Below are 12,935 nucleotides of genomic sequence, written 5' to 3' on the forward strand. Positions count from 1 at the left end.
CTCTCTCCTTGTATTAATTTTATACTTATTCCCCCACATACTCCGGACACAATCCGCATCTGCGCATATCGTCCACCGCATCTAATATTTCCGCTGCCCCCTGGGTCCCAATAAGCTCGGCCCCCGCAGCGAAGAAAGCAAAGGCATTTTGTGGCCGTGGCGCCTTAACCCCCGCCACCTTGACCTTCGTCTTTGTCCCTTTTAGTGTGTCCACCATGAGCATGACATCGGACACAGATGGTCCGGCGTATTGGCCGGTAGATGTTTTTGCCCAATCAATTCCGGCTTCTGCCACCAGCTTACAGGCCGTGGCGATTTCTTCCTTGGTCAGCATACAGGTTTCGATGATCATCTTTGTCATCACTGGCCCCGCAGCTTTTTTATAGTCCTTGAATTCTTGCAGGACTTCATCGTACTTCTTGTCCTTGAGCGCCCCCACGTTCATGCAATTATCCAAAACCGTTGCGCCCAGACGAACGGCTTCTTCGGTTTCAAAGGCTTTTACAGCACTGGTTTGCTGTCCAAAGGGAAATCCAATGCCGGCCCCCACCAGCAAATCCGTTCCCTGGAGTTCTTCAACCACCACCGGTGTCCAATAGGATGAGGAAAAGCAGAATGCCTTGGCATTATACTTAATGGCATCCCGACAGCCCTGCCGGATCTGTTCTTCTGTGGTGTTTTTCGGCAGCACCGAATAATCGAAGAGCTTTCCCATATCCCGTTTCGTCATTTTTGACAAATCCACCATTTTCTCTTACCCCCTAAGATTTTTATTATCCTCAGCCTTCATATTCCGGAAGCATCTTAATGGCACGCATGGTATCCAGTGCCTCGATGATTTCCGGTGCTGACCGGGAACCGATGAGCTCTGCCCCGGCTAACAAGAAAGCATAAGCATTTTGAGGCCGCGGGAATTTAACCCCGGATACCTTGACCTTGGTGTCCGAATCCTTCAGGGTTTCAACCATAACCCGTACCTGCTCTAAGGACATCCCGTTGTACTGCCCCGAGGAAGATTTCGCCCAATCAATTTCCGCTTCTGCAATGAGCTTGCAGGCCGTGGCGATTTCTTCATCCGTCAGCATTTCGGCTTCAATGATCATTTTGGTCATGGCCGGCCCAGCGGCTTTTTTATAATCCTTGAACTCCTGAAGAATTTCGTCGTACTTCTTATCCTTCAGTGCTCCCACATTCATGCAATTATCCAGAACCGTCGCCCCCATCCGAACCGCTTCTTCGGTTTCAAAGGCCTTCACGGCACTGCTTTGCTGTCCAAAGGGAAATCCGATACCGGCCCCCACCAGTAAATCCGTTCCCTTCAGTTCTTCTGCCACTACCTTCGTCCAATAGGATGAGGAAAAGCAAAAGGCCTTGCAGTTGTACTGAATGGCCACCTTACATTCCTTCCGGATGGTTTCTTCTGTGGTATCCTTTGGCAGGATCGCATAGTCAAAACACTTTCCCATGTCCCATTTCGTCATCTTTGTGAAATCAATCATATTACCCTCCTTTTTTGATCTTCCCTTACCTACCCCAGCGGCAGGCATATACTGGTCATAACCGGTATTATGTCTGTATTATAACTAGATATGACTAGTATGTCAAGTAAATTGTTTTCATCTTAAAAAAGGTTTTTGGGCAAAAAAATAAAACACCGAAAATCGAGACGATCGATATGCGATGTTTTATTTTGTAAATCGGTTTTCAGTTGTTTTTATACTCATACCGCAGCTTGATTTTATCCCCGCGGAAGACAACTTTTGAATATTCGTAGGGATGATCCAACTGGTCATACAGAACATCCTCTAAAATCAGCAGGGAGTACCCTGGGTTAACACCAAAGATGGGACTTTCCTTTTCCGTTGCTGTAGCGGATTCGAGGGTTTCCACCACCCGGGTGGGCTTGAGACCCCGCTGGTGCTCTAAAAGCACACAAAGCTGTTCCTTTTCGAGTAAATCCTCTCGGATGCCCGCACACAGGGCTTCGGGAATATAGGAGTAATGCAGACTAATGGGTTCACCCTTCACAAAGCGTAAGCGACGAATCTCGACAATGGGGGCCCCTTCCGGGCAAGCCAGCCGACGGCTGATTTTCCCCCGGGCCTCCACCGTTTGAATTCCCAATACCTGGGTTGAAATTTCGTAACCCATGCGCTCAAGCTGCTCCCGAAAACCCATGTATGCTAAAGATTCCGTCTCAATCTTGGCATCGGACACGAAGGTTCCCTTTCCAGGTACCCGGTAAAGCAGACCCTCCTGCACCAGCTGAGAGCAGGCTGATCGAATCGTCATCCGACTGACACCAAACATGCGGTTCAACTCGCTTTCAGAAGGAATAGCGGTCTGGGCCTTCCATTCTCCTTCTTCTATTTTATTGCGGATCAGCTCCTCTAATTGGACATATAATGGTTTGGGATTTTCTCTTCTTATCTTTTCCATAACAGCTCCTCCATCAGTTTCCAAACTTTTCCTGACGTTTGTTATTTTGTTAATATCCTAACACAAACCCATCCATTTGGAAAGCCAGGCCCCAATAAAATTCAAACTCAACCTTGATACGCTGGCACGATTCCAATCTCACGCATCTGGTCCAGGGCATCGATAATGGCAATGGCAGCACGGGTCCCGATGAGGTCTGCACCTGCCATCAAAAAGGCATAAGCATTCTGGGGTCGAGGGAATTTAACCCCAGCAACCTTCAGCTTAATATCCGTATCCTTTAAGGTTTCCTTCATAATCAAAAATTGATCCATACTGGGTCCTTCAAATTGTCCGGTGGAGGTTTTGGCATAATCGATTCCGGCTTCTGCAATGAGCTTACAGGCCGTGGCGATTTCCTCATCCGTTAAGAAATTGACATCCATGATGCATTTAGTAATATTGCCCTGGGCTGCCGTGACAAAGGCATCGAGTCCAGCCTTCACCTCTTTATAATTTTTATCCTTCAGAGCCCCGATATTCATCACAATATCCAAGGCGGTACATCCTGCCTTTACCGCCTCTTCGGTTTCCAATCCCTTCATTCGGGCTGAGGACACACCAAAGGGAAAGTCCAGTCCACAGGCCACATGGACATCACTCCCGGCAAGCTCCTCTACCACGACCGGTGTCCAATAGGGTGATGCTGAGTAAAAGGCTGCACAATTATAGGCCACTGCCTCCCGACAACCCTTTCGAATATCCTCCTCCGTGGTATTCTTGGGCAGTACCGAATGGTCAAAGCATTTCCCCAGTTGCCATTTGTCCAATTTTGATAAATCTACCATAATAAACGCTCCTCTTTGATTAAATATTTACAACACAACTGACGGTAATTCCGCCAGCGTATCAATCACATAAGACGGATCCAGGGCCCGGACCTGCTCTGGGGTGTTATAGCCATAGGTCACCCCACACACGGCAATCCCCGCATTGGTCCCAGTGAGGTAATCCGTCCGGGTATCCCCAATCAGGATCGCCTCCCCCCGGGGGCATCCATAAAAATCGACGATGGCATTGACACAGTCCGGGGCTGGCTTAGGATTCACCACATCATCGGCAGTGACGATGATGTCAAAATAATCCATGAGCCCAAAGACTTCAAAGATACCCAGGGTGGCACTTCGTATTTTAAAGGTCGCCACGGACAGTTTTTTGCCTGCCGCTTTGTACTGATCCAGCACTTCCCGGACGCCGGGATACAGCTTGGAATGCACCGCACAATTGACAGTGTAGTACGCCACAAATTTTGGCAGGATTTCCCCATCAATGCGGTCAGCCTCATGCTCTCCCAGGCATTTCAGCAGTACATTACGGGCGCCACCACCAATGCAGCTGCGGATAAAGGCATCCGTTCTTTTTTCGAAACCATACTCCGTGATGAGGTGTTGTACCGTCGCCACAATATCCGGACAGGTATCCACCAAGGTCCCATCCAAATCGAAGATAAGATGGCTGTACGAACGCGGTTCACAATTGGCAATCATCAGCTTCTCCTTAAAGCAGACAGCAGGGGGTTCGCATTGAAATATTCTAAGGTAATGCCGCACTCCCCAATATCCCGCAGGTTTTTATCGGTTTTTTTATAGTCCGCATGGTAGTCTGAGCCACCGGAAATAATAGCAACCCGACCGGTGTAATCCGACGTAACTTTGGTGATGATTTCATCCTTGGTCATGGGTCCACTATAGGTGGTTTTATCGTAGGTATAGGCCCCTTCGATGCCGTCTAACCCCGCATCAATGAGGGATTCGATGAATACGGCCCGCTCCATTTCTGCATCCTTGGTTACCACCCACTCATCAATGAGGTAGGGATGGGCCAAAATGGCGATTCCCCCGGTTTCATGTGCCAATCGGATAATTTCTGCGGCATCGGGCTTTTCCCGTTTGACCGAGAATTCCGGATTATTCCGACACAAAAGCTTGGCCTCGCTCCAAGTCTTGGTATAACCCTTCTCCGCCATCAGGTTGAAGATGAGTTTTTTCTGGACATCCTCGGGCTTTCTGGGGATGTCATCGTAATTCAGCACCTCTTCCCAATCCACGGGGAAGCCCTTTTCGGTGAGAAGCTCCGTCAGACGTTTGTAGGAATCAATTTTGCTTTTCACAATCTTGCGATTCATCTCCAATAGCCGGGGATCCTTAAAATCACACCCCAGGACCACGATATGGACATCCTCCACCTGAGTTTCACAGGAAAATTCAATGCCCGGAATAAAGGTAAGGCCTTTTTTGGCAGCATAGGCCACAGGATCGACCATCACCCCACTGACCTCGATTTTTTCAGGGGGCAGCACATCGTGATCGGTGATGGCCAATACCTTCACGCCACGCTCCACCGCATTGCAAATGAGTTCCTTGGGGGTATCGCCACCGTCAGAGCGGGTGGAATGGCAATGGAGATCCACCTCAAAGGGTGCTACATTGCGGTCTATGAGGCTAAAGAAGCGGATGTGCTCTGTGACCACTTGGCGCACCCGGTCTGCCACATAGGCATCCAGCTTCAGGGGATCGTTCTGGGTGGGGTTCTCCGCCATATAATCCTTCATTCCCTGGCAATAGGCAATTTTAATGGCCGTGGAAATATTGACCTTGGCCGCCCCCAGATCAATGAGGCGGTAAAACATTTCATCCGTCAGCCCGGTTCCCCCATGGAGGACCAGAGGGCAGGGTGAAAAGCCATTAATTTCCTGGAACAAATCGTAATCAATATCGATTTCTCCTTGATACACCCCATGGGCCGTCCCTACGGCCGGAGCAAAGGCATCCACCCCTGTAGCATCTAAAAAAGTGCGGCAATCCGTGGGCTTGGCATGGGCCCCTGCCCCCTCCTCTACAAAAATATCGTCCTCTACCCCGACAATGGCACCCAGCTCACCCTCAACGGTTACCCCCTTGGCATGGGCATATTCCACAATATCCCGGGTATTTGCAATATTCTGACCCAGGGGAAGCTTAGAACCATCGTACATCACCGAGGACCAGCCCGCATCGATACAGGCTTTGGTAAAGGCCACATCCGTGGAATGGTCTAAGTGAATGGCCACATCCACGGCGGCATGTTCAGCCAGGGGGCGTAAAAAGGCCATCATTTCAGTGATTCCAAAGGATTTCACCGTCTTTACCGAAGTTTGAAGAATAATATTCTGACCCAATGCTTCTGCCGCCTGGATGGCAGCTCGGGCCGTAAGGTCACCAACGATATTAAATGCCCCGACGGCATAACCACCCTGACGGGCCTCTTTTAATATTCTTTCTAAATTAACATATGCCATCTGATTTCTCTCCTTTGTCCTATAAATCCATAAAAAATCAATGCTTTAATCTTAGCCATCTTATGTGAGTATGACTAGCTATAACCAGTATACTGCTATCTCTTAAAATTGTCAAGACTCTTAAAGGACGGACTCTATTTCATTTATTTTTATTTTCCCCTTGACCTTGACGCGGCGTCATCCTTTATGATAAATCATGACATAGCGATTCAACATGAAAGAAGGTGCAATCCATGGAATACACCACTTCAGAAATGGCCGCACTGTCCGGTGTGACCACCCGGACCCTGCGGTATTATGATGCAATCGGACTTCTAAAGCCCGCTGCCATCCGGAGTAACGGTTACCGCATTTATGGGCCGGATCAGGTGGATACCCTCCAGCAGATCCTCTTTTACCGGGAATTGGAATTTCCCTTAAACCGGATTCGATCCATTCTGACGGCACCGGACTACGCCCGGGAATCCGCTCTTTCGGAGCAGCTGGAAGCTTTAAAGGCACGTCAAAAACGCATCGAGACCCTCATCGCCACGGCGACACGGACCCTGGATGCCTTAAAAGGAGATTTAATCATGAAGGATACTGAAAAATTTGAAGGCTTTAAAGCCGAAATTATCGCAAAAAATGAAGACCGCTACGGCGCAGAAATCCGCAGCCGTTACGGCGATGCCACGGTGGATGGGGTGAATGCCCGAATCCAGGGTATGAGTGAGAAAACATGGCAGAGGGCCCAGGCCCTGGAAAAGGATGTTGCCCAGGCCCTCAAATGTGCCGCAGCTACAGGGAATACCACCGGGGAGGAAGCCCGGAAATTATGCGGTCTTCACAGCCAGTGGTTAAAATGCTATTGGACTCCGGGGATGTACACCCCCGCAGCCCATATTGCCCTGGCCCAGGGCTATGTCACTGACGAACGCTTTGCCGCTTATTACGATGCCATCGTCCCCGGAGGGGCTACCTTCCTCCGGGATGCCTTGGTGGCCTTTTTTAACCAATGATGTTCTATTTCTTGGCCTCGGACCAGATTCTTTCCAAGGTGTCATAGAGCATCTGAGGGGCAATGGGTTTCGCTAAGTGGTAATTCATCCCGGCATACCTGGATTTTTCCATGTCCTCCTCAAAAGCGTTAGCACTCATAGCCACTATGGGGATGGTCTTGGCCGTTTCTTTTTGCAGCTGGCGGATGGTCTTTGTCGCCGTAAGGCCATCCATCACCGGCATGCGGATATCCATCAGGATCATATCGTAATAGCCCACCGGTGCCAGAGTAAACATCTCAATGGCCCGCAGCCCGTTTTCTGCTACCTCTACCGTAATTCCTTTGACTTCCAACAAACGCCGGGCAACCTCCACATTGAGGATATGGTCTTCGACCAACAAAACACGCTTGCCTTTAAAGTCATAGCTCCTCGGTTTGATGGCCTCAATTTCCCTTTCCTTTTGATTGTAGATTTTTTCAAAGGTGGAGCAAAGGGAGGCCTTAAAGAGAGGTTTGGTCATGAGAAAATTGACCCCGGCCATCTTCGCTTCGGTCTCAATGCTGGCCCAGTCATAGGCCGTCATAATGATGATGGTGACATCCGGGCCAACCAGTTGCCGAATCCGTCTGGTGGTTTCAATCCCATCCATTTCCGGCATTTTCCAATCAATGAGGATCACATCGTAGGACTGTTGTCGCAATTGGCGTTTTTCAACTTTATCCAGGGCTTTCTGGCCACTTTCCACCCACTCTGCCACCGCCCCCATTTCCTGGAAAATCCTTTGGGTCTGACGGCAGATTCCCACCTCATCATCCACGATGAGGATAGAGAGGCTGTTCCAATTAATTTGGCTTTTCAGTTGGTAGAGATGCTTTTTATCGGCATTGATTCCCAGGGTAATGTCAACCGTAAATTCAGTCCCTACCCCTTCGATGCTGTTAACGGCGATTGTTCCACCCATCAGTTCTACCAGATTTTTGCAAATCGCCAACCCTAGCCCTGTCCCGCCATAGGGACTGGTGGAGCCGCTATGCTGCTGCTCAAAGGGATCAAAAATCCTGGGCATAAAGGATTCGCTGATGCCAATGCCCGTATCGTTCACGGTAAAGCGCAAATGGGCTTTGCCATCGTTCACCCCGCTTTGATGGACTATAAATTGCACCTTGCCCCCGGCTGGTGTGAATTTCACCGCATTAGAAATCAGGTTGATGATAATCTGCTGGAGCTTCATGGCATCGCCGAGATAACTCTGTTCCACAAAGCTGGTGATCATACAGTCGTAGTCCACCTCTTTGCCGCTGGCCAACTCATAACCAATGGCATTAATGTCCGCAATAAATTCTTCAAAGGGGATTTCCTCCTCTTTGATGGTAATCTTGCCACTTTCAATACGGGACATATCTAAAATATCATTAATCAGGGACAGGAGGAACCGGGCGGAAATGCCGACCTTTGAGAGGTAGTCTGTCACCTGCTTGCGATCCTCCACATTTTGAGCTGCCAAGGCAGACATCCCGATAATGGCGTTCATCGGGGTCCGAATTTCGTGACTCATTCGGGATAAAAACTCGGTTTTAGCCACACTGGCCTGCTCCGCCTGCTTTAAAGCTTCCCGAAGAATCCCTTGCTGGCGCTCTTGTTGGAAAAACAGCTCGGTGACATCGGAACGAATCATGACAATACGGGTCCGACTTTCATCTAAGTAAGTATACTTCCACCGTTTCCGATATTCTTCTCCCTCTATTTCCACGCTAAAGGTACAGGAATAAGCATCATCTTTTTCCAAGCGTTGTTTAATGGTGGAGAGCGCAAAGGCTTCTCGGATCATTTCCCGCTGATCCGAAACGATATACTTGTCGATGGTGTTTCCCGTTGCTTCTTCATAATCCACCAAAATACCAGTACCATAGCGATGGCCAACCATGTTATGCCGCATACAGTACAGGGTTTCCTGAGCGGTATCGATGATCCCTAAAAACTCAAAATCGATATCGATCAAACGATTGATCAATAACTGGGTTGTTCGCTCCTGATCAATATCATAGGTGTACATAAATGATTTGATATCGCCGCTTTCAGGGTCCTGGAAGGTCCGTACCATGGTATTGACCCAGATCACCCGCCCATCATGGCTTTTCCTCTGGTAATCCAGAGAGTAGCTGGTATCACCCTTTTCAAAGGCCTTCATTACCCGCTGGGCATTAAGCATATATCGGATGTGATCCTGTTCTTTTTGAGTATACCCAGTGGCTGCTAAAGCCTGAACGCCAACAGTGTAGGTCATCCCATCGTGGGATATCCCCACAGTATCCCGAGCCATATAACGCTCAACCCGGTCCTGGGTAAGATTACTCCGCACTTTCACCAAAACATTGCCGGTGATATCCTGTTCTTGGAAATGAAGCTCATCGGAAAAGCGCTTCTTCGCATTCATAAATTCTGTAATATCTTCCCCCACAGCGACACCGATAACCGGTTCACCTGCATTGGAAAAGATCGTCGAATACGTGATCCGCTGCCATTCCACGGGTGTTTTTAAGGTGTTGTAGCGGATGATGGCGGTGGCTGAAGGTTGTCCCTGTTCTAAAGAGTGATGGAGCTTGATAAAATCCAATTCACTTTCTGGTGCAACATACCCCAGTTCTATAATTCGGGTGTATCCACCGGGTGAGGAAGCAAAAAAGCCGATGTTCTCTGCACCCTGATTGTTGGATTCACCCTGATTGTTGGATTGGTAAACCCCTGTTTGAATATCATAGGTCCACATGGAAATACTGGTGGAGGAAATCGCCAGCTCCATCTGCTGCTTTTCTACCAGGGCCTTCATTTCCTGGGTGATATTCCGCCCAACACCAATGGCATAGAGGGGTCTTCCGGTATCATCCCGAATAATGCTGTGACGAATCCGCTCACACCACCATCCCTTGCCATCCTCTGTTGCAAACCAGATATCTTCGCTAACGTTATCTTCCCCTTGACTGACACGCTCATACAACTGCCTGAAATCCTGGCGACTCTCCGGTTTGACAAACCCTGAATCTAAAACGGTCTGGATAAAGTTTTCAATCTTTTGGGGAAAACCGGCATGGGCCTTGACGGACTGGGGAAATTGGGTGAGACAATCCGAATAAATATCGTATCGCCAAATATTGACATCCGTATTATCCATGGCAATATCGTAGATCGCTTCCTTTTCCCGAAGCTTTTGTTCAATGGCCTTTTGCCTTGTAATATTGTGGAAGACGCATTGGAGAAGGGGTGCGCCGTCCTCTTCTCCAATGCGACATCCCTGAAGATGTACCCATACAATACTGCCATCCCGATGGGTCTTCCGAAAATCAAAATCCGCTACGGTACCATCCTCTAATGCCCGATTAAGCTCTTTGACTACCCTGGCCGTATCCTCTGGGTGGGTCATCACTGCGGCATCCCCCTTAATACGCTCACGATACTCTTCTACCGTATAGCCCGTAAGCGCCGGAACCCCATCCGAGAAGTAAACCGTCTCGAAAATATCCGTCACCCGATAGATTGCCACTCCCCCGGGAATGGCATTAATAATATTTTGTAGCTGGATCTGGTTGGCGTCAAAGTTTTTGGTTGCCGCTGATTCATGGGAGAACCGCTTCCCCCCTGTTTTCTTTTTATTCATACTGAGTGTTTACCTCCCTAGAGATTGGTGAATCCGAAACAAAATCGGTTAGATCGAACACCATCTGAATACGGGCTTTTTGGCCATAATAGTTAATCCGTTTATCCTTCAACAAAAATGGCCGTTTGAGAATCGGATGCTCACAGGTCCAACGGTAAAAGTCATTCTCTGAAAGTTTATCCCGAATACAAAAGGGACAAGGCGACTGGCGTTTTTGGATCACTTCATAACATTTTTTCCCATGATAATCAGCCGTCTCAAATAAAGCCATGGCCGCACGGCTCATATAGAGAACCTCGTCCGTCTCTTCACTAAAGATGGATACTGCATTATCCAGCACATCAATGAGCCATTCCCGGTTAAAAATTGGCTCTGGAGCATTCACCATAAGGTATTCGCCGTAAAGGGTGGCAATGTTTTCTCCCTGATATTTGGAATTAGCCAGTGCCGCTTCTGCTTTTTGATAAAGATCCTCAAAGGATTCCCTCTGCCCCTGGCTAATGGCAATCCCAAGGGAACAGACCAAATGGACCCCGGATTCACCCAAAAAAATACGGGCTATGGTATGACACAAATCCTGACATTTTTTGAGGATAAAGTCTTCCGAGGGCATATCCTCTAAAAAGATACAAAATTCCTCACCACCATAGCGTCCGATGAAATCAACCTTCCTGAAAAAGCGTTTGAGGGCCTCCGAAAGCTTAAGGATCGCCTGGTCGCCATAATGATGCCCCAGCCCATCGTTAATCTCTTTGAAGTTTTCCAGTTCAAGCATGACGAGGGTTTTAAGAGACGCTCCCCCCTCAGTGAGGACATGGCTGATTTTTTCTACAATGGCCTGACGGTTATATAGCCGGGTAAAGGGATCCAGCTGGGCTTGGACCGCAGTGTTTTCATAAACCCGGGCGATTTCCTGGATGCGCTGCTTGGCTTCCATCACATTGAGTACCCGGCGCAATGCTACCTCGGGAATGAAGGGCTTAGTGATACAATCGTTGGCCCCGATGGCTATGGTATGAATTTGTTGCTCCACAGAATCATCTGCCGTAATCATAATCACAGGAATATCCATCAGTACTTCATGCGTGCTCCGATATTCCATGAACGCTAAGCCATCCATTTGGGGCATCATAATATCCAGCAGGATCAAGTCGATGGTATTCTGCTTTTCGGATAGGACCTCTAGGGCCTCTTTTCCGTTGGATGCTTCAAAAACGGTAAAATATGGATCAATCAGCGTCCGCAAGATTATCCGGCTGGATTCTTCATCATCGACAATTAAAACCTGATGGGTCTGATTTCCCCCACTCTCCGCTGATTTTTTGTATTTCTTCAGCTCGGCTTCAATTTTCTTTTGACCTGTAATATCGGCCAATGTCCCCATCAGGATATGTTTATTTCCCAGGGAGCTGATGTACTTTAGTTTGAAGTCCACCCATCGCGGGGGGTGATCTTCTGTTTTTAAGCAAAATTCACATTCACCATAATCCTGGGTATGAATGGCCGTCTCAAATGATGTCATGACTGCCGCCTGATGTCCCGACGAAACCAGCTTAAGGGGATTGCGCCGACTCATCGCATGGTCCGCTTCAAAAAGCTGATCAAAGGCTTTGTTCACCCGGAGAATATCAATATGACCATTATCAAACTCACAAATACAGGAGGCCTGGATGGCATTAAAAAATAAAATCTCCATTTGCGGGTTGGATGCCCACAACGCATCTGCTTCAAAAACTGGAGCATCCACGGAAACTACTGCATTATCTTCCTTTGCCAAGAGCGCTTCATAATCAACAACAGGCATGGGGCGACCATAATGGTAACCCTGTGCATATTCACAGCCAATGCTTCGCAAGAATTCGGCCTGATGCCCATCCTCTACCCCTTCGGCAACAGTGGGTATTCCCAGCCATTTGGCCATGCGGACAATCGAAGCAATGATGTTTTCTGCCCGACCGGAATGATCGGCATCCCTTAAAAACCCCAAGTCAATTTTCAGAATATCGATCTCAATGTTTTTCAACATATTCAGGGAGGAATATCCAGACCCAAAATCATCCATATGAATGGGAAACCCTTTCGCCCGAAGGCGATGGATTACGTCCTGCATGATCTGAGGGTTTTCCATATAAGCGGATTCCGTTAGTTCTAGCTGTAAAAAACCCGCTGGTATATGGTACGTATCCACCAGCTTACAGAGGTTTTCCACCAGATTCGGATTGTAGAAATTAACCTGGGAAACATTCACTGAGACAGGAACAGGCTGACACCCCTCGCTAAGCCATTTGGCCAGGAATCCACAGGTTTTTTCCCAAACATAATAATCTAGCCGGGCAATAAAACCGTTGGCCTCGAAGACCGGAATAAAATCCCCGGGAGAAATCATTCCCTTTTGGGGATGATTCCAACGTACCAGGGCTTCTGCTCCACTTAAGTTTCCCGTCATCAGATTGTATTTTGGTTGGAAATAAACACAAAATTGCCCGCCCTCAAGGGCTGACAGCATCTCATTGACCATTTCCTGCTCCAACTCCAACTCATGACTCAT

General features: G+C 48.3%; 9 protein-coding genes. 1 reads left to right on the top strand and 8 read right to left on the bottom strand.

Annotated features, from left to right (window positions below; genetic code table 11):
• Positions 1-25: 25 nt before the first annotated feature.
• The 6 genes from deoC (BLW33_RS00530) to BLW33_RS00555 all read right to left on the bottom strand — a co-directional run bounded on the left by deoC (BLW33_RS00530) (position 26) and on the right by BLW33_RS00555 (position 5,755).
• Positions 26-748 (bottom strand): deoxyribose-phosphate aldolase, encoded by a 723-nt coding sequence (gene deoC, locus BLW33_RS00530; protein ID WP_090304104.1) that lies wholly within the window; start codon positions 746-748, stop codon positions 26-28.
• 31 nt (positions 749-779) lie between these two features.
• On the bottom strand, positions 780-1,499 hold the full coding sequence (deoC, locus tag BLW33_RS00535; RefSeq protein ID WP_090304106.1) for a deoxyribose-phosphate aldolase: 720 nt from the start codon (positions 1,497-1,499) through the stop codon (positions 780-782).
• A 205-nt stretch (positions 1,500-1,704) separates the two neighbouring features.
• Entirely contained in the window at positions 1,705-2,439 is a 735-nt protein-coding gene (locus BLW33_RS00540; RefSeq protein ID WP_090304108.1) for a GntR family transcriptional regulator, read from the bottom strand.
• Between the two features lie 107 nt (positions 2,440-2,546).
• Positions 2,547-3,266, bottom strand: coding sequence for a deoxyribose-phosphate aldolase (gene deoC / locus BLW33_RS00545; RefSeq protein WP_090246219.1), 720 nt, complete (start codon positions 3,264-3,266; stop codon positions 2,547-2,549).
• Between the two features lie 27 nt (positions 3,267-3,293).
• On the bottom strand, positions 3,294-3,965 hold the full coding sequence (locus BLW33_RS00550; RefSeq protein ID WP_090304110.1) for an HAD family hydrolase: 672 nt from the start codon (positions 3,963-3,965) through the stop codon (positions 3,294-3,296).
• The gene (locus BLW33_RS00555; RefSeq protein ID WP_090304112.1) at positions 3,965-5,755 is read right to left on the bottom strand and encodes a ketose-bisphosphate aldolase; all 1,791 of its coding nucleotides are present in this window, start codon (positions 5,753-5,755) and stop codon (positions 3,965-3,967) included. Before BLW33_RS00555 ends, BLW33_RS00550 begins: the two co-directional genes overlap by 1 nt.
• A 233-nt stretch (positions 5,756-5,988) precedes the next feature.
• Here BLW33_RS00555 and BLW33_RS00560 point away from each other — a divergent pair, with 233 nt between their 5' ends.
• Positions 5,989-6,753 carry a MerR family transcriptional regulator gene (locus BLW33_RS00560; protein ID WP_090304114.1) on the top strand — a complete coding sequence of 255 codons (765 nt, stop codon included), beginning with the start codon at positions 5,989-5,991 and terminating at the stop codon, positions 6,751-6,753.
• Between the two features lie 4 nt (positions 6,754-6,757).
• On the opposite strand, the gene BLW33_RS00565 is transcribed toward BLW33_RS00560, so the two are convergent.
• Entirely contained in the window at positions 6,758-10,387 is a 3,630-nt protein-coding gene (locus tag BLW33_RS00565; protein ID WP_090304116.1) for a response regulator, read from the bottom strand.
• The gene (locus tag BLW33_RS00570; RefSeq protein ID WP_090304118.1) at positions 10,380-12,935 is read right to left on the bottom strand and encodes an EAL domain-containing protein; all 2,556 of its coding nucleotides are present in this window, start codon (positions 12,933-12,935) and stop codon (positions 10,380-10,382) included. Before BLW33_RS00570 ends, BLW33_RS00565 begins: the two co-directional genes overlap by 8 nt.

Source organism: Eubacterium aggregans (genome assembly GCF_900107815.1).
Classification (GTDB): Bacteria; Bacillota; Clostridia; order Eubacteriales; family Eubacteriaceae; genus Eubacterium_O; species Eubacterium_O aggregans.